Origin of the sequence: Bacillus sp. JJ634 (genome assembly GCF_036962285.1) — a bacterium.
GTDB classification, from domain to species: Bacteria; Bacillota; Bacilli; order Bacillales; family DSM-1321; genus Peribacillus; species Peribacillus asahii_A.
Genome location: NZ_JBALMU010000076.1, coordinates 32,565 through 51,043, shown reverse-complemented (window position 1 = coordinate 51,043; position 18,479 = coordinate 32,565). Strand labels below are relative to the sequence as shown.

Here is an 18,479-nt window from a genome sequence, read left to right as displayed (position 1 = left end):
TCATAATGGGAAGGTTAGTTCGTATTGTTACGGCGAAGAAACAGAAGATTGTTAATACGCTTATAGCAGAGAAGGTGTATGAACCTACGGACCGTTCCTTTTTATTAGACTTACCATTAAAGAATTTAGAAGACCTCCTATTAATTCAAAGGGAATCGATGATTGATCAAGAAAACAATCAAATGTAGAAGGAGCCGTTCTTCTTCCTCTTTAGATGGAAGGGCGGTTTTCTTGTTTTACCCATAGAAATTTTTTTACATTCCGACTATAATGAGTGAAGAAATAATTATTGCGCATTTTTTCTGGTTTTTTCACGTTTTTCGCTTTTTTAACACCATTTTTTGTTTGGTAAATAAAAAAGACGAGGGTGTTAATCAAATCTTAGATATAAAACAAAAAAGAACCTTTTTAAATAGACTAAACGAGAAACAAAAGAGTAGGTTGGTGGGATGAAAAAATGGATCGATTTTCAATTCAATCTGTATTAAATATTGTAAATGATTTTTTACCAATGGAGAATGCATCAATTGCTGTGTCTGATGAAAAGCAATTTATTTATTATCAACCGAGTAAACAAATTGACTTAAAGATTCAACCAGGGGACATAATAAATAGCGACACTATAACGTACAAAGCGTTAAGTGATCAAAGAAAGGTTTCTGAGCACGTTGATAATAATAGCTTTGGTATTCCATATTTCGGAGTTGCTGTGCCGATTATGGATGGAGATAAACCAAAGGGAGTCGTTACAGCTATTCTGCCTTCCAAGCCGCTTTTACTTTCTACATCATTCTTAACCGTGAAAACGAATGATCGTTGGATGCCTATTCCGAATGATGAAATTATGTATTTGGAAGCACAAAATCGAAAAACACGTATTCAGTCGAGTCGTGTCAATGGCTTTCATAAACTGAATTTAAGTGAGCTTGAACTTGTGTTACCAACGGATAACTTCATTAGAGTGCATCGTTCATATATTGTGAATATCCACTTTATTGAGGAAATCTTGCCAGATTTCCATTCGACTTTTTTACTTGTGATGAAGGATAAGTCGAAAATTCAAGTGAGTCAAACATATGCAAGTCAATTTAGACGAGCGTTAGGTTTCTGATTTATTGGCTTTTTTTCTTCTTTGTGCCTTAAAAATTCTGGTTTAATTTATTTTTAAGGCCTTTCATTCCAAAATGAATGTGACTCTAACGTTAGATTGTTAAAATGAACAAGTATAGAAAAGCGGAAATGGGGGACTTTTGTATGAACGAAAGCGTTTTCAAGAAAATTCGCAATAAACAATTTCAAGATAAAATTGTAACTGCCAAGGAAGCTGCTTCATGGATTGAAGATGGCATGGTACTTGGTATGAGTGGATTCACTCGTGCTGGTGATGCTAAAGTTGTTCCAATGGCACTTGTTGAAAGAGCAAAAACTGAACAATTTAAAGTAGACGTATATACTGGTGCTTCATTAGGGCCAGAAGTTGATAAATTTATGGCAGAAGCTGGAGTTATCCGTAAGCGCGGACCGTTCCAAGGGGATGCTGGGATTCGTGGCAAAATTAATAAGGGCGAAGTTACTTATGTTGATGCACATTTATCTCATAATGCTGAATTAGTTCGTCAAGGAATTATGGGACCAATCGATTATGCAATTATCGAAGCTGCTGCAATTACTGAAGATGGTTTGTTAATTCCAACAACATCTGTAGGTAACTCACCAATCTTCGTTCAAGAAGCGAAAAACATTATCATTGAGTTGAACATTACGCATCCTGATTCATTAGAAGGTATTCATGATATCTATGTACCTGCTCCACAAGGTGAGCGTGAAGCAATCCCGATGACGAAAGCTTCAGATCGTATCGGAACAATTGGTATTCCGTTAGATCCAGCAAAAGTTAAAGGTATTGTAATTTCTGAAGAGCCAGATGCTCCTTCATTAATCGTTCCTCCAGATGAGGAAACACAAACAATGGCAAACCTTTTATTAGATTTCTTCCGCGAAGAAATTAAAGCTGGTCGCTTAACAAATAAATTAGCGCCACTTCAATCAGGTGTAGGTTCTGTAGCAAACGCGGTATTAGATGGCTTTGCTAATTCTGAATTTGAAGATCTTGAAGTGTCTTCAGAAGTACTTCAAGATGCTGTATTCAACTTAATCGATGCAGGTAAAGTTAAATTCGCAGCAGCTACTTCAATTACACTTACTGAAGAGTTACAGAAAAAAGTATATGGCAACTTAGAAGCTTATGCTGATAAAATTTGCTTACGTCCACAAGAGATTTCTAACCACCCAGAAATTATCCGTCGACTCGGTTTAATTTCAATCAATACAGCGTTAGAACTTGATATCTATGGAAATGTTAACTCTACACACGTTTCAGGTACAAGAATGATGAACGGTATCGGTGGATCTGGAGATTTCGCTCGTAACGCTCGTCTAGGTATTTTCGTAACGAAATCTTACGCAAAAGGTGGAAACATCTCAAGTATCGTACCTATGGTTTCACACGTAGACCATACTGAGCATGATGTGGATGTAATCGTAACTGAACAAGGTATCGCTGACTTACGTGGACTAGCTCCAAAAGAACGCGTTGAATTAATCATTAACAACTGTGCACACCCAGATTATCGTGAACAGCTTTGGGCTTACTTCAACGAAGCTGTTGAGAAAACTGGTGGTCATCAGACTCCACACGTTCTTGAAAAAGCATTATCTTGGCACGTTAACCTTGCTAAGAACGGTACAATGAAAGAAGCTTCTCTTCAAGAGCAAAAATAATAGATAAACAATTCGCTATGGCATTTGCTGTAGCGAATTTTTTTTGGACAAGCAAGTTATACATTCTGAATTACTAGATAGTATAAACAGATTATGTAGATTTATACAAAGAATGAAAATTCATTAACATGTCATAAGGTGATTCGGTAAGGCTAATATGGAAAAATAATAATAAAAAATGTTGTAGGTTGAGAAAGTGTGTTACACTGCAATCAGTAATAGAAAAAAAGAAATTATATATTTCTCCATCTTATTGAATTGAGAAAAAATGTGGAGGAGGGGAACTGTTGTTTAAATCAAAACTGCATTTTTGGACCTTTGAGCTGTTGATGATTGCTGTGCTTATTTTTGTAAGTACAAAAATTTCATTTCTATTCGAACCAATTGGTATTTTCATTACAACTTTGTTTTTTCCTATTCTGATTGCAGGGTTTCTATTTTTTCTCTTTAATCCGATTGTGACATTTTTAACGAAAGGGAAAGTACCGAAAGGATTGGCGATTCTCCTCATTTATGTTGTCTCCCTTAGTTTAATTGGTCTGTTAATTGGTTTATTAGGTCCATCTCTATCGAAACAGGTTACAGAATTGATCAATGATATTCCAGGCTATTTCAATGAGGCTAGGAAATTCATTGAGGATATGTCCGAAACAATGTGGTTTAAGTGGACGATGGAGCAGGATTATGTTTCATTAGAGGAGATTGGGAATACACTTCAAAACTATTTAACGACACTGCCAAGTAATATAACGAATAGTCTTTCATCCATTTTTAGCGTAGCAACGAACATTACATTAGTCATTGTGACAGTTCCATTTATTTTATTTTATATGTTAAAGGATGGGCATAAATTCTCGCGTGCTTTATTACGCTTTGTACCGAAAGGATATCGAAAGTCTGGGTTAGTCATCTTAAGAGAGACAATGGAAACATTAGCAACATACATACAAGGTCAACTGCTAGTCTGTTTCTTTGTTGGTGTCGGGACGTTTATTGGGTATTTAATTATTGATTTACCATACGCGATTTTGTTTGCTTTAATATGTGCCATTACAAATATTATCCCGTATGTTGGTCCGTTCTTAGGCGGAGCACCAGCTTTTGTTATCGCGTTAATTCATTCTCCAACACAGGCTGTTTTGGTGATTGTCGTCATTACAATTGTACAACAGCTTGATGGAAATTTAATTTCACCACTTGTGATTGGGAAGAAGTTGAACACACATCCATTAACAATTATTATTCTTTTACTTGTTGCTGGCAATCTAGCTGGTGTTTTAGGGATGATTTTGGCTGTTCCAACATATTCGGTAGTCAAAACTATCGTTTTAAATATCGTGAAGTTTATAAAACTGCGTAAAAAAGAGCAGGATGAAGAAATATTAGAGTGAATAAAAGCGAGTTCTTATAGGAGCTCGCTTTTATTGTTTTATCTGAAAGGTGTGTGAAACCGCGGTTTCACACGCATGGGTCAAAAATTGTATAGATCAACAATATTTAATTAACAAAGCCATCTGCAAATAAACAGGATATAATAAAAAACGTTCGAACACGTTCTTTATAATTGATAATATTCACGAATTAAATACGAAATCCACTTGCAATGTGGGTTGTTTTTAATGTTCTCTAACAAGCCCTTTGTAATAGCTAGGCTTGTATTTGTTTTGAATAGATTATCTTTTAGAATTTGTAGCGATTCTTGCTCAATTGGATTTTCGATATCACCGATTTTTTGTTCAATTAGTGCAGCAATATGTTCTGTTGTTACCTGTTCATGTATAGGTTCTTTAATAATACGTATAATATCTCCTGAAATGAAAGGGATTGTTGAATGTTGAGCTAGTAAAGCTGTTTTTTCGACGAGTGATTTAGTTAATGAATCTATATCTAACGGTAAATTAAAGCGAAGATACAAGCCTGAGTAAATTTGTATAAACCCTTTAATACAAATTAATAAATCGTATTTCGTTTCCTCAATCTGTTCACCATATAATTGATCTAATATATACAGGATGCTTTCATTAATGTGACTGTCATAGTAATCATGTTTAGAGATTAGTTCCTCATTAAAGGTTTGTGTTTGTTCTTTAAGAAACATTTTAGCGAAAGCTGAATGTTTACTGAAAGAACGGAATGTTGTGAAGTAGAATACATAAAGAAGTTCTTCCTTGTTTGAACAATTTCTGACTGACTGGTCAATATCAGCTGTGATTTGCATCATAAAGTAATCAATTAATGCCAGAATTAATTCGTCCTTTGATTTAAATGAAAGGTAAAAAGCTCCTTTTGAGATACCGCAGTGCTCCGTAATTTGTTGAACAGAAGTTGCCTCGAAGCCTTGCTCTGAAAATAGCTCCAATGCTTTATCCATTATTAATTGTTTTTTGACCATCTATTAAAATCGCTCCTACATAATTTATTGACAATTGACTGATTAGTCATTAGTATAAATAATTGAATTGAACAAGTCAATTAAAGGCAGGTGCAAAGGTGAAAAGTTTAGTTAATTTTGTCTTGAAAAATAAACTAGCAGTTTGGTTACTGACAATTATCATCACTGTCTCAGGAATTTATTCCGGTACACGAATGAAAATGGAGACGATACCAGATATCTCAATTCCATATTTAATGGTAACAGCAGTGTATCCGGGTGCAACTCCTGAAAAAGTAATGGATGATGTGTCTATACCATTAGAGAAAACACTTGAAAGCTTAGAAGGAGTAAAAGCTATTTACTCAAATTCATATTCTAACATGGCAAGCCTGCAGGTAGAGTATGATTATGAAAAAGATATGGATGAAGCAAAGCGTGAAATCCAAGCTGTGCTTGATACAGTGTCACTGCCTGAAAGTGTCGAAGAACCATCAATTTCTAAGATTAGTATGAATATGATGCCTGTTGTTGCATTAAGTGTAAGCAGTACGGAAGGAGACATTGTCGGGCTAACAAAGACAGTCGAAGAAAGTTTATTGCCAAAGATTGAGAAAATTGACGGTGTTGCTTCTGCAACAATTACCGGTCAACATATTGAAGAAGTTGAATTAACATACGATGAAGAAAAAATGGCTTCTTTAGGTGTGACAGAAGAAGACGTTGAAAAGATGATTCAAGCAAGTGATATGGCCGTATCGCTAGGTCTATTTGAGTTTGAAGAATCAGAACAAGCGGTTTCCGTTGACGGGAAGTTCATGACAGCAAATGAGTTAAAGGAAATGTTAATTCCGGTAACACCATCAGCTGCAAACCCAGCACCAGTTGTAGAACTTGGTGACATTGCAAAAATTGAAGTAGTTGGGAAAGTGGAGTCTGTATCTCGTACGAATGGTGAAGAAGCCATTGCGATTCAAATCGTAAAAGCACAAGATGCAAACACTGTAACAGTTGTTAATGAGGTAAAAGAGTTAATGAAAGAAGAAGAGAAGAGCATTGACGGACTTGTTGTTGATATAACACTTGACCAAGGTGCCCCAATCGAGGAATCCGTTACAACAATGATTGAGAAAGCAGTATTTGGCGGTTTAATTGCTGTTTTAATCATTTTGCTATTCTTACGTGACTTCAAATCAACGATTATTTCGATTGTCTCCATTCCAGTTTCAATTTTCATGGCGTTATTATTATTAAACTGGATGGATATTACGTTAAATATTATGACGCTCGGTGCGATTACGGTTGCGATTGGTCGTGTGATTGATGACTCGATCGTGGTAGTAGAAAACATTTATCGTCGTTTGCATTTAAAAGAAGAGAAGTTGTCAGGGCGGGCGTTAGTTCGTGAAGCGACGATTGAAATGTTTAAACCAATCTTGTCGTCTACATTAGTAACGGTTGCGGTATTCGCACCACTCATCTTTGTAGGTGGTATGGTTGGAGAGCTGTTTATGCCATTTGCATTGACAATGACGTTTGCGCTTGGAGCATCGTTAATTGTCGCTATTACAATCGTTCCAGCTCTTTCTCATTTCTTGTTTAAGAAAAAATTATATAGTGAGAAAGCAGAAGGACATCATAAAGAACAAGGGAAACTGTCAAAGTGGTATAAAGGAATTCTTAAATGGACATTAAACCATAAAATTGTCACTTCTGTAGTTGCTGTAGCGATGTTAGTAGGAAGTTTAATGTTAACACCACTTATTGGCTTTAGCTTCTTAGGTAGTGAAGAAGAGAAAGTGATGTATTTAACATACACACCAAAAGCTGGTGAACTCGAAGAAGAGACTTTAGCCAATATGGCAGCCGTTGAAGAAAAAATGCTTAAGCGTGATGAAATTGATATTGTTCAAGTTTCTATTACAAATAGTACTGATCCAACAGCGGTTATGATGGGTGGAGGGTCTGGCGGTGGGTTAATGTATTTAATCTTTGACCCAGACACAGAAAACTTTGCGGATGTAAAAGCAGAAATTGAAGACTATGTATTTAATATCGGTCAAACAGGCGAATGGAAGAGTCAAAACTTCTCAGCAGGTTCCGTTTCGAGCAATGAAATTAGCTACACATTCTACAGTGAAGATTTAGATGACTTAAATGAAGCTGTAGGAATGGTAGAAAAAGTATTAGCAGATAATGACGGCTTAAAAGATGTGTCATCTAGCGCAGAAGAAAGCTATGAAGAATTTACATTCAAAGTAGAACAAGATGAACTATTACAATATGGTTTAACAACAGGACAAATTGTGCAGATGTTAAGCCCGCATACGCAACAAAATGTATTAACAACAGTTGAAAAAGACGGAAACACGTTAGAAGTCATTGTACAACAAGAAGCTGAAGCAGCACCTAAATCCATTGATGATATGCTTGAAAAAGAAGTGCCAACCGCTTCAGGAAAAACAGTGGAGCTTTCAGAAATCGTAAAGGTAGAAGAAGGGTTCGCTTTAAATACGCTTTCTCGTAGTAAAGGTGAATACTATGCGACAGTATCTGGTACGGTTTTAGGCGATGATATTTCAAAAGTATCGGCTGAAGTGGATAAAGAGATTGATAAATTAGACCTACCAAATGGGGTTGAACTAGGTGTTGCTGGTGTAACAGCTGACATTAATGAAACATTCACACAACTAGGTCTTGCAATGATTGCAGCGATTGCAATTGTATACTTTATCTTAGTTGTCACATTCGGTGAAGGTTTAGCGCCATTTGTGATTCTTTTCTCATTACCATTTGCAGTTATCGGTTCATTTGTCGGCTTATTAATTGCAGGTGAAACAATCTCTGTATCAGTAATGATGGGTCTACTCATGTTAATCGGTATCGTTGTAACAAACGCAATCGTACTTGTAGATCGAATCATTCATATGGAACGTGAAGGTATGCCGATGCGTGAGGCTATCCTTGAAGCAGGAGCAACGCGTCTACGCCCAATCTTAATGACAGCTATTGCAACAATCGGTGCATTAATTCCACTAGCAATTGGCTCTGGTGGCGGCGGTTTAATTTCAAAAGGACTAGGTATTACAGTAATCGGCGGTTTAGCAAGTTCTACGTTACTGACGTTAATTATCGTACCGATTGTATATGAAGTATTATCTAAACTATTTAAGAAGAACCGTAAAGAAATAGAAGAAAACTAATCGTAAAAGCTTGGTTTACAACATAAAGCGCGTGTCGGATGGTCATTCCGGTACGCGCTTTTATAGTGCTTCTTCATTTATAAAGAAATGGGCTCGGTTTTATCATTCCTCTTATTTACATATATGGAATAAATGCATATAATATTTATTAACCAATGGTCAATAAAAGGAGTAAAAGATGTCACCTAGAAAATCCGTTGAACAAGAATTAACAAGAAGTATGATTATTGATACTGCAAGAACTTTATTTGCGCAATCTGGCTATCAGCACGTATCTATGAGAAAAATCGCGCAGGCATTAGGGTATTCTCATGGTGCGCTTTATTATCATTTTCAAAATAAAGCGGAACTATTTTATGCAATTGTTGCTAAGGATTTCTCTTTATTAAATCATTTATTAATCGAAATTATGAATGAACAGCTGACGAACACGGAGAAAGTAAAGAAAATCCTGTTGCGATTTATTCAATTTGGTTTAGATTATCCGAATCATTATGAACTGATGTTTTTAACAAGAAACCGCGATATCCAGCAGCATTTACAACTGGCTCCAGCGGAAAGCTATGAGCAATTTGCACAAGCTTTGTCAACATTATGTGACTGGCGAGTAACCGCTCAAGCAATCTGGTCTGTTTTTTTAGCGGTTCATGGCTTTGTCAGCGTTCATTGTCGTAATGAGCAAACATATGAGGAAGTGGAAGGGGTAGCAAAGACTCATGTCACATTTATGCTAAAAGGTCTTGGTATAGAAGAAGAGGGATAATTGCTGAAAAAATCGCCTAAGGGCGTATTTTTTCAGCAATTAATTGACCAATGGTCAATTAATAAAAGGGAGTGAATCACTTGAAAAAAGCACTTGTATTGGGCGCGACGGGAAGTATAGGAAGTGCACTTGTTTATGAATTGGTGAATAGAGGAGTCGAAGTAACTGCTTTTGCCCGAAGTGGGGATCAGTTAAATAAGCTATTTGGAAATCAGCCAGTGAAGGTAACAATCGGTGATGTATTTCAACAAGATGATGTAGAGAAGGCTGCAGAAGGTGTAGATGTTGTATTCCATGCTATTAATATCCCTTATCCAGAATGGCAGGAAAAGCAGCCGCTATTACTGACCAATATTTTAGAGGCAGTAAAGAAAACAGGAACGAAGCTTGTGATGATAGATAATATTTATGCATATGGAAGAAGTTATGGCGTTCCTGTTACAGAGGAAGTAAAGAAAAAACCACATACGAAAAAAGGGAATATTCGTTTACAGTTAGAGCAGATGGCGAAGCAGTCACGTGTACCACTTTTGATTACGCATCTTCCAGATTTTTATGGACCGAACGCTGGAAGTACATTGCTCAATTATACATTTCAAGCAATGATTCAGAATAAAAAAGCAAGGTATATAGGCAATCAAATGTTAGCCAGGGAATTTATTTATACACCAGATGGAGCAAAAGCAATTGTTGAATTAGCGTTTCAAAATCGCTTTGATGGGGAGAGTTGGAATATCCCCGGGGCAGGGACAATTACAGGAACAGACATTATAAGGATTGCTAAGCAGGTTACAGGGTATAACAAAAAGGTCTCTACTGTCAGTAAAAATATGATTCGCTTCATAGGGGTATTTGATTCTTTTATGAGAGAGTATGTAGAAATGTATTACTTAAACGAAGAGCCTGTTGTGTTAAATGGTGATAAATATGAACGAGCAATTGGTCCTGTACCAAAAACGCCATATGAAGAAGGAATTAAACAAACGTTATTAAGCATAAAAAATAACAGCCTAACTAGTTGATAGGCTGTTATTTCGGATATAAGCTGAATGTTCTTGTATTTATAATCCGAGTGAAATATATTTTGTTTCTAAAAACTCTTCAATCCCTTGGTGTCCGCCTTCGCGACCTAGTCCACTTTGTTTAAACCCGCCAAATGGAGCTTGAGGAGTGGACGGTAGACCATCATTTAAACCGACAATACCGAATTCCAGCGCTTCAACAACACGGATGCCGCGGCTAATATTTTCAGTAAATACGTAGGCCGCTAACCCATAGATGGAGCTGTTCGCTCGTTCAATGACTTCTTCTTCCGTTTTAAAGGAAGTAATCGGTGCAAGCGGACCAAATGTTTCTTCTGTCATACAGAGCATGCTGTCATCGATGTTTGAAAGAACAGTCGGTTCTAAAAATAGACCATTCACTACTTTTCCGCCTGTTTCAAGCTTAGCGCCACGACGAACAGCATCCTCAATATGAGCTAATACTTTATCAACTGCATGCTGGTCGATGAGTGGACCAATATCGACCCCTTGTTCAAGACCGTTTCCTACTTTTAACTCTTTTACTTTAGCAACAAATGTTTCGATGAACTGATTATAAATCGATTCATGTACGTATATTCGGTTCGAGCAGACGCATGTTTGACCAGCGTTCCGGAATTTAGAGCTAATTACACCATTCACAGCCTTTTCTAAATCTGCATCTTCTAAGACGATAGAAGGGGCGTGTCCACCCAGTTCCAAAGAAATTTTTTTAACGGTTTCGGCAGAGCCTTTCATTAATGTTTTTCCTACTTCGGTAGAGCCAGTAAACGTCAATTTGCGAACGCGAGGGTCTTGAAGCCATGTGTCGCCAATTTCGGATGACTTGCCAGTGACAAGGTTGATGACTCCTTTTGGAATCCCAGCTTGCTCTGCAAGTTCGACAATTTTTAGAGCTGTAATGGGTGTTAGGTTTGCTGGTTTGATGACAACTGTACAGCCAACGACGAGTGCTGGTGCTACTTTACGTGTAATCATAGCTGCTGGGAAATTCCATGGCGTGATGACAGCAACTACACCTACAGGCTGCTTGGAGACGAATAGACGTTTATTCGATTGTGTCGCTGGAATCATTTCTCCATATACGCGTTTTCCTTCTTCTGCAAACCAAGAAAGAAAGCCGTTTGCATAGGTCATTTCGCCGATAGCCTCTTTTAATGGTTTCCCTTGTTCTTCTGTCATAATCTTTGCAATTTCTTCTTTATTAGCATCAATTAAGTGATACCATTTCCAAATCAAATCAGCACGTTCATAGACTGAGAGAGCAGACCAGCTTTTAAGTGCTTCATAAGCCGCATCGGTAGCTTTTTTAGCTTCATTGGCCCCGCCGATAGGTATAGTAGCAATGACTTCGTTCGTCGCTGGGTTCGTTACATCCATGCGTTCGAGTCCAAAATCAGACCATTCTCCATTGATGTATAAATCGTATTGCTTCATATGAAAAACCTCCCTATATATGATTATGTATAGTAAAACATGCTAGTTATTATCTATTATATATATAATGAAGAATCTATTAAATAAAGAAGGCTTATCAGAACAAATAAACAGCTGCCCTTTAAAAAGGACAGCTGTTTTGAGAAGATATTTAGGCAGCAGTGTCTGCCTCTACGTTTGCTTTATTAGGATCAAATTCTTTTTCTGATTTAGAGATAACAACTGTTGCAACACCGTTACCAATTAAGTTTGTAACCGCACGTGCTTCCGACATGAAACGGTCCACACCTAATAGAAGAGCCATACCTTCAACAGGAATCATTGGGAATGCTGCTAATGTAGCGGCAAGTGTGATGAAACCGGAACCAGTTACACCAGCTGCACCTTTAGATGTTAGCATTAAAATCCCAAGTAGAGTGATTTCTTGCCAGATTGTTAAATCAACTCCGTAGGCTTGTGCAATAAAGATAGCAGCCATTGATAAGTAGATGGATGTACCATCAAGATTGAAAGAGTACCCAGTTGGTACAACTAACCCAACAACTGGTTTTGAACAACCGTATTTTTCAAGCTTGTTCATCATACTAGGAAGAGCCGACTCAGATGAAGATGTTCCGACTACAAGCATAATTTCGTGTTTGATGTAAGCGATAAATTTGAAAATGTTAAAGCCATATGCTTTTGCAATACTACCTAGAACAAAGACGATAAATAGGAACATTGTTAGATAAACGGCACCCATTAATTGAGCTAACGAACTAAGTGAACCAAGACCGAATTTCCCGATTGTGTATGCCATTGCACCAAATGCTGCAAGTGGTGAAATTTTCATTACCATACCAACAATTCCGAAGAAAACATCCGCCAATTGTTGGAATAGTGTGACAACTGGTTTTCCTTTTTCACCCATAGCTGCAAGTGAAAGACCAAATAGAATCGCAAACAATAATATTGGTAGCAATTGACCGCCAGCCATTGCTGCAACTGCGTTATCTGGAATAATGCTTGAAATAAAGGCGATAGCGCCATGCTCTGATTCTGCAGCCGCTGTTGTGTATTGAGAAACATCAGCACCGGCGTCTTCTACAGCGCTCATATTAAATCCTTTACCAGGGCCCCACACGTTTACAACGATAATTCCAATAGCAAGAGCAATCGTGGAAACGATTTCAAAATACAATAAAGCTTTCCCACCGATTCGGCCAATCTTCTTCATATCACCCATGCCGCCGATTCCGATTACAACGGTAAAGAAGATGATTGGAGCGATTACCATTTTAATTAATTTAATAAACCAGTCAGCTAATACTTTTAACTCAGCACCAAAAGCCGGGAAGAAGTATCCGACTGCAATACCGAGAACGATACCAAGTACAACTTGAACTGTTAAATTTTTTAGAATTTTCAAGATGCATTCTCCTTTGTTATATAATAGGTTCATTACAACTGTCTACATTGTAACAGGTGGAGGAGAATGATATTTTTTTTGGTGATATTGTTCTTTTTGGTCTTTTTGTTCTGGATGGAATTGGTTATTTTAACATGCAAAAAAGCTATCCCTATATAAGGATAGCTTGAATTCTAATGTTCAAAAGGTTTAATAAGTCCATAAAGAGTTTCAATAACAGGCAATTGAATCCCAGCTTTATTGGCTAATCGTAAGGCACCGCCTTGTAAATGTTCGACTTCTAATGTTAAACCTTTTCGACGATCTTGGTGCATGGAAGAAGTAGATTCGTGTGGTAACGTTTGTAAATTAGTGACAGCTTGATTTAGTTGCTCTTCACTAATTGAAACGTGATACGCATTAGCTAGATTTTTCATCTCAATCAGCACTTTATGCAATAAGTTGAAAGTGGAAGGAGATTGCCGGATTGGACCGATTGGTAGATTCGCGGCGGTTGTTACGCCTGAAAAAGCTGTAATGAACATATATTTATTCCACATTCTCATCAGAATTTGTTTAGACTGACGAGCATCGATTACAGCTGTGCTCATCACTTGTTCAAGCTCTTCACAAAAGCCTGTTTGTGAAGGGTGTAAAGGGCCAAATATTAAGTCATGATTTTGGCTGGAATGAATCACATGACCTTTTTCGTTTAAGGTTGTGATAATATAAGCAAAGCCTCCAAGTACAGCTTCTTCTCCAAATTGCTCTTGAAGAATAGGGATATGCTCTAATCCATTTAAAAGGGGCAGGATTTTAGCTCCACGTTCCACAAGCGTTTGTAAAGCGGGCAGGGTACCTTCTAGATGGTAGCCTTTTACAGAGAGAATAACTAAATCGGCATGTTCAATTTGATTAACATCTTCAACAAGATTTAGCTGATTAAATAGATAATTCCCATGTGGACTTGTAATATGTAAACCTTCTTCTTCTAATTGGCGAGCGCGAGTTTTACGAACGAGAAATGTAACATGCTGGCCAGTTTCTTCAAGACGAGCTCCAAAATAGGCTCCAACTGCTCCTGCTCCTACAATAACAATCTTCAAAATAAACACCTCTCCTATTAGTATTATGTAAATCATATCACATATCCAGAAAGAGATGACATAATTTTCCTGGTATTTAGATTTTATAGAGAATTAACAGACTGTAAGATTTCTAATTCGGGATGAGGAGAAGTTGATAATAGAGAAGGGAGACTGTACTAGTCGAATATTGCTCTTTAATGCAACAAAAAACCGAATCGGAACGACATTGTTCACAATTCGGTTCTGTATAATTATTGATATACTTTGATTTTAACAGTTTTTACGCCCCAATTAAGAGCTTTAGATTTGGAAGATATGAAAACATCAATCTTCTTTCCTTTGATAGCTCCACCTGTGTCAGCTGCAATTGCTGTTCCATAGCCTTCCACATATACTTTTGATCCAAGTGGAATCAACTTTGGATCAACGGAAATTGCTTTCACGTTTGGATTTTTCTTTAAGTTCAATCCTGTTGCAGTAATACCGCTGCAATTTTTACAGTTAGCTGTGTAAGCTGTTGCTTTCACAGTATATGTTTTGTAGCTTTTTGATGTAGATGCTTTTTTAACTGTAGCTTTTTTTGTTGTTTTTGTAACTTTTAAAACTTGTTTTGGTTTAATTGTATTATTTTTTAGACCATTCCAGCTCTTAAGCTGTCCCACGGTTACGTTATGTTTATTTGCGATATTCCATAATGTGTCGCCTTTTTTTACAGTGTATGTACTAGCGGCCGATGAAACTCCGGAAAACCCAAATACTAGAAAACAAGCTGTTATCATCGTAATTAGTGTTTTTTTCATAATAATCTCCTTTGTTTTAAATCGTAGTCTTAGAATAACAGCTTAATGTAACAGCGGTGTTTCACTGGAATACTATTTTTATTACAAAAAGATGTCGAATAACGTCATTTTGTAATAAATGAAACAATGATATATATAACAAATTTTACTTTTAGTGGGTAATCACGTATTTTTTGGAGGTGCATATCGTATGAAAAAGTAAAGAAGAGGGAGACTATTATGCATTATTACGCCATTAACAATTGGGGCCAGCAGTCCGTTTTGTCTAATCAGATTTTAAAAGCAATTAATGGGGAATACGAGGCTATACATTGCTATGGAGAGATTATTCAGATGGCTCCATCACAGAAAGTAAGGGAAGTAGTAACAGAAATTCGGCAAGATGAGATTCGTCATTTTGAGACGTTTTCGCAGATGTATCAACAACTAACAGGCACTCAACCTCAAATTGAAAAACAACCTTCGTGCCCGCATTCGTATGTCGAGGCAATTAGAGCAGCGTTCATAGATGAGCAAGAAACGGTTGATTTTTATTATGATATCGCTAGTGGTACAAGTGATTCGACGATTCAATCGGCTTTTAAAAGAGCAGCAGCAGATGAACAAAATCACGCTGTTTGGTTTTTATATTTTTTAATGGGACATCAATAGAAAAAAAGCTCTCTGCAAGAAAGGCCAGAGAGCTTGTCTTATATTATGGCTGCGGTTTATTTATTTTTTTCATTCTTTGTAATAGCAAACCGTCCGTTTGATTATTTTCTCCTGTAATAAATGTTGGCATGTAATATTGTAAATATTGTCCATATTGATTGTTGGTTTTTAATAGCAGCTCATCTACATAATAAATCCCTTTTGGGATGGAATCTAATAAGAGAACGGTTAAAGCAGAATAGATGCCACAAGCTACTTGAAAATAAGTAGCGTTTGTTTTGTATTTACTATAAATAGAATGATTATCCGTAACATTATACATATAGCGTTCTCTATCGGGATAGACGAGCAGGACGCCCACTAAATCTTCTCCTTCGAGCGGCGCCTCAAGGGGATCGAGAACTTTCATTTCATGATCCCATAATTGTTGAACATGATCAAGCTTAGAGCGAATGAGTTCTGTCGTATGATCATTGACTTTATACAAAAAACCACTTTCCATATTATACAGCTGACCTAACGTATATACTTCTTCATGGGGCATTAAACATCCATCAAACTGCTTGTCCCCTAAAGTAACCTGAAATTCAAGATTGTATACTTGTTCATATAAAAAGAGGGGAGTATGATGCTGCATGAACATCGGGTAACTGAGAATCGCTTCATCTAGGAAGCATTCAGGTGCCCAAGTTGTATAGATTACACCTGGTTTAGCGTATTGAGGATTCTTATAGAAGGAAGTGTCGTGCTCAACAATATAGCAGCCGAGCGGGGGCTCTGAGCTTTTAGTTAACAATTCGATGGCCATCCATTGTACAACACCTGGATTCATGCCTGAGCCAATAATCGCGGTCGTATTTAAGAATTGATTCTTATATGCTTCAAAATATCGAATTCTCTCAATCAAAGGAAATCCTTCATATAATTCTTCATTTTCATCAACCATAGCGCATTCTAAAGCGGAATTGACATACTTAACTCCAAGTTGATTACAGCAAGCAAGCATCGTGACTGTATCTGCCCATGATACATCAATAACAATAGAGGTTTGGGTGCGTGAGAGATGTTGGGTGAAGTGATCCGTATCTTGTAAATCAAATTGATGAATGACACATTTAGTAGAGAGGTTAGGGAATAGATTGTGGTAGTAGCTGATATCTTTTTGCTTATTATCTATTAAATGAAGAGTAGAGTTCTGAATCAAGGGATGCAGCGGATCTTTTTTGTCGACCGCTGATTTATTTAAGATAGAAAGTATAGATTTGGCAACCCCGCCTGAACTTCCTAGAAGAGTGATAACTGTAGAAGTGTTATTCATTTAACATTCATCCAATCTTTGTTTTTTTCGTAGGCTTTGTTATAGTCAATAGTTTTATAAACATAGCCTTTATATGAATATGTATGAATAATCAAAAGGGTATGGATGAATATGCTTAAAAATATTATTTAATAAAAATAGGGGATAGTACAAGCTGGCCAATCGGTATAAGCATACAGTATGGAAAGTGAAGAAGGAAGTGATTCAGTGGACACAAAAGGACAACATTTTGTTATTGATGCGTTCCAGTGCCAGGCGAATATTTTGAATCAGGAAGATGTATTAAAGGAATTTCTTATAAAAGCAGTCGAAGATTTAGGGATGGAGATTTTATCTACTTATTTTCATTCCTTTTCACCTCAAGGAGTAACAGGTGTCATTGTGCTTTCAACGTCTCATCTTTCTATTCATACTTGGCCGGAACACGGGTACGCTGCTTTGGATTTATATACGTGTGGAGATCAAAAACTGTGGCCGGTATTAAGAGAGCTTTTGTTGAAATTGGAAGCGAAACGTGCTTCTGTTCATGAGATTGTACGTGGGCATGACATCGTTCATAGACCTTCTAATATGAAGGAGCTGGATATTCTTTCGGATACTTTAGTGAAAGAAAAAAGTGATATCCGTGTAAAGAACGATATAGGAAATGAGTGGGATCGGGCTTACTTAAAGGCAACGCTGAAAGGCAATCATAATATCCTTTATCATGGAGCTAGCCCATTTCAAGACCTTCTTCTCATTGAAACGACGGATATTCGTCTATATTTAAATCAGGAGTTACAGTTTTCTTCTTTAGATGAAAGATATTATCATGAAGCGCTAGTATTCCCGGCTATGGAGTTAGCAGCGTCTCCAAAACGGGTTCTTGTTTTAGGTGGAGGAGATGGACTAGCTGTACGTGAAATTCTCAAATATCCAAATGTTGAGCATGTAGATCTTGTTGATATCGATCCTAAAATGGTTCAGCTTGCTAAAACGCATCCAGCCCTGTTAGTCCAAAATGAGCGTTCTTTTTTAGATGAGAAAGTAACTGTTCATATCGAGGATGCTAAAGGCTATATCTCAGGAAAGCTAGAGCCGTATGATGTCATCATTATTGATTTCCCCGATCCTAGTGATTCGATTATTAGTTCTTTATATACAAAGGAGTTATTTTCCAAGGTAGCGCTTCTTTTAGCAGAAGACGGTGTATTAGTGTGTCAATCGAACTCACCTGAAGAAGCACCGCGCTTATTTTGGAGTATTGGCAAAACGATTGAAGCAGCCGGTTTCTATACACGTGGGTATAAAATCCTTGTTCCTTCATTTGGTGTATGGGGGTTCCATTTGGCGACAAAGAAAGAACTTTCAGAAGAAATTCCGGAGATATCTGTGCCGCATGAGGCTCTTCCAAAGAATATGACTCATTTATTCAATCTTTCTCCAACTATTTTATCTGAGAGACAGCATGCAATTGTTAATGAGGTAAGTAACTTAAGGCTGCATAAAGTGTATGAAGAAGAAATACAGAAATAGGGATAGCTTTATACAAATGTAATGAAAATAAGCTCTCTGCCTATTGAGTAGAGAGCTTATTTTGTTTGGAAACGGAAATAGCTAACAAGCCAAATTTTTTATTAAATGGTAGGATTTTGTCC

The 18,479-nt window shown here is 37.1% G+C and carries 15 protein-coding genes; 9 read left to right on the top strand and 6 right to left on the bottom strand.

The genetic code is table 11. The annotated features are described in order from the left end of the window. Positions 1 to 5 precede the first annotated feature (5 nt). The 4 genes from V7068_RS12895 to V7068_RS12880 all read left to right on the top strand — a co-directional run bounded on the left by V7068_RS12895 (position 6) and on the right by V7068_RS12880 (position 4,172). Positions 6 to 188, top strand: a complete 183-nt coding sequence (locus V7068_RS12895) for a hypothetical protein (protein WP_499713121.1) — start codon at positions 6 to 8, stop codon at positions 186 to 188. A 269-nt stretch (positions 189 to 457) separates the two neighbouring features. Further along, on the top strand, positions 458 to 1,111 hold the full coding sequence (locus tag V7068_RS12890) for a LytTR family DNA-binding domain-containing protein (RefSeq protein ID WP_402923170.1): 654 nt from the start codon (positions 458 to 460) through the stop codon (positions 1,109 to 1,111). A 143-nt stretch (positions 1,112 to 1,254) separates the two neighbouring features. Further along, entirely contained in the window at positions 1,255 to 2,781 is a 1,527-nt protein-coding gene (gene scpC, locus V7068_RS12885) for a succinyl-CoA:acetate CoA-transferase ScpC (protein ID WP_499713120.1), read from the top strand. 287 nt (positions 2,782 to 3,068) lie between these two features. Continuing rightward, positions 3,069 to 4,172, top strand: a complete 1,104-nt coding sequence (locus V7068_RS12880; protein ID WP_499713119.1) for an AI-2E family transporter — start codon at positions 3,069 to 3,071, stop codon at positions 4,170 to 4,172. A 167-nt stretch (positions 4,173 to 4,339) separates the two neighbouring features. Here the strand turns inward: V7068_RS12880 and V7068_RS12875 are convergent, their stop codons facing one another. Continuing rightward, complete coding sequence (locus V7068_RS12875; RefSeq protein WP_499713118.1) at positions 4,340 to 5,173, bottom strand: TetR/AcrR family transcriptional regulator; 834 nt, start codon at positions 5,171 to 5,173, stop codon at positions 4,340 to 4,342. 98 nt (positions 5,174 to 5,271) lie between these two features. Between V7068_RS12875 and V7068_RS12870 the strand changes: the two genes are divergently transcribed. The 3 genes from V7068_RS12870 (at position 5,272) to V7068_RS12860 (ending at position 10,140) form a co-directional block, all read left to right on the top strand. After that, the gene (locus V7068_RS12870) at positions 5,272 to 8,355 is read left to right on the top strand and encodes an efflux RND transporter permease subunit (RefSeq protein ID WP_499713117.1); all 3,084 of its coding nucleotides are present in this window, start codon (positions 5,272 to 5,274) and stop codon (positions 8,353 to 8,355) included. Between the two features lie 178 nt (positions 8,356 to 8,533). After that, the gene (locus V7068_RS12865) at positions 8,534 to 9,118 is read left to right on the top strand and encodes a TetR/AcrR family transcriptional regulator (RefSeq protein WP_499713116.1); all 585 of its coding nucleotides are present in this window, start codon (positions 8,534 to 8,536) and stop codon (positions 9,116 to 9,118) included. An 80-nt stretch (positions 9,119 to 9,198) separates the two neighbouring features. Beyond that, entirely contained in the window at positions 9,199 to 10,140 is a 942-nt protein-coding gene (locus tag V7068_RS12860) for an NAD-dependent epimerase/dehydratase family protein (RefSeq protein WP_499713115.1), read from the top strand. 39 nt (positions 10,141 to 10,179) lie between these two features. On the opposite strand, the gene V7068_RS12855 is transcribed toward V7068_RS12860, so the two are convergent. The 4 genes from V7068_RS12855 to V7068_RS12840 form a co-directional block, all read right to left on the bottom strand. Then, the gene (locus tag V7068_RS12855; protein WP_375350002.1) at positions 10,180 to 11,598 is read right to left on the bottom strand and encodes an NAD-dependent succinate-semialdehyde dehydrogenase; all 1,419 of its coding nucleotides are present in this window, start codon (positions 11,596 to 11,598) and stop codon (positions 10,180 to 10,182) included. A gap of 151 nt (positions 11,599 to 11,749) precedes the next feature. Beyond that, on the bottom strand, positions 11,750 to 13,039 hold the full coding sequence (locus V7068_RS12850) for a dicarboxylate/amino acid:cation symporter (protein WP_286676607.1): 1,290 nt from the start codon (positions 13,037 to 13,039) through the stop codon (positions 11,750 to 11,752). A 140-nt stretch (positions 13,040 to 13,179) separates the two neighbouring features. Then, on the bottom strand, positions 13,180 to 14,091 hold the full coding sequence (locus V7068_RS12845) for a ketopantoate reductase family protein (protein WP_499713114.1): 912 nt from the start codon (positions 14,089 to 14,091) through the stop codon (positions 13,180 to 13,182). A 233-nt stretch (positions 14,092 to 14,324) separates the two neighbouring features. Then, complete coding sequence (locus V7068_RS12840) at positions 14,325 to 14,873, bottom strand: 3D domain-containing protein (protein ID WP_375350000.1); 549 nt, start codon at positions 14,871 to 14,873, stop codon at positions 14,325 to 14,327. Positions 14,874 to 15,092: 219 nt separating this feature from the next. On the opposite strand from V7068_RS12840, the gene V7068_RS12835 reads away from it, so the two are divergent. After that, entirely contained in the window at positions 15,093 to 15,524 is a 432-nt protein-coding gene (locus V7068_RS12835) for a ferritin-like domain-containing protein (RefSeq protein WP_499713113.1), read from the top strand. Between the two features lie 43 nt (positions 15,525 to 15,567). On the opposite strand, the gene V7068_RS12830 is transcribed toward V7068_RS12835, so the two are convergent. Then, the gene (locus V7068_RS12830; protein ID WP_499713112.1) at positions 15,568 to 16,842 is read right to left on the bottom strand and encodes an S-adenosylmethionine decarboxylase related protein; all 1,275 of its coding nucleotides are present in this window, start codon (positions 16,840 to 16,842) and stop codon (positions 15,568 to 15,570) included. Between the two features lie 207 nt (positions 16,843 to 17,049). On the opposite strand from V7068_RS12830, the gene speD reads away from it, so the two are divergent. Further along, positions 17,050 to 18,357, top strand: a complete 1,308-nt coding sequence (speD, locus tag V7068_RS12825; protein WP_499713111.1) for an adenosylmethionine decarboxylase — start codon at positions 17,050 to 17,052, stop codon at positions 18,355 to 18,357. Positions 18,358 to 18,479 lie beyond the last annotated feature (122 nt).

Bases quoted from the DNA above. Each gene is read 5' to 3' on its own strand.
- V7068_RS12895 (WP_499713121.1), top strand. From the start codon at position 6: ATGGGAAGGTTAGTTCGTATTGTTACGGCGAAGAAACAGAAGATTGTT.
- V7068_RS12890 (WP_402923170.1), top strand. From the start codon at position 458: ATGGATCGATTTTCAATTCAATCTGTATTAAATATTGTAAATGATTTT.
- scpC (WP_499713120.1), top strand. From the start codon at position 1,255: ATGAACGAAAGCGTTTTCAAGAAAATTCGCAATAAACAATTTCAAGAT.
- V7068_RS12875 (WP_499713118.1), bottom strand. From the start codon at position 5,173: ATGGTCAAAAAACAATTAATAATGGATAAAGCATTGGAGCTATTTTCA.
- V7068_RS12865 (WP_499713116.1), top strand. From the start codon at position 8,534: ATGTCACCTAGAAAATCCGTTGAACAAGAATTAACAAGAAGTATGATT.
- V7068_RS12855 (WP_375350002.1), bottom strand. From the start codon at position 11,598: ATGAAGCAATACGATTTATACATCAATGGAGAATGGTCTGATTTTGGA.
- V7068_RS12850 (WP_286676607.1), bottom strand. From the start codon at position 13,039: ATGAACCTATTATATAACAAAGGAGAATGCATCTTGAAAATTCTAAAA.
- V7068_RS12840 (WP_375350000.1), bottom strand. From the start codon at position 14,873: ATGAAAAAAACACTAATTACGATGATAACAGCTTGTTTTCTAGTATTT.
- V7068_RS12835 (WP_499713113.1), top strand. From the start codon at position 15,093: ATGCATTATTACGCCATTAACAATTGGGGCCAGCAGTCCGTTTTGTCT.
- V7068_RS12830 (WP_499713112.1), bottom strand. From the start codon at position 16,842: ATGAATAACACTTCTACAGTTATCACTCTTCTAGGAAGTTCAGGCGGG.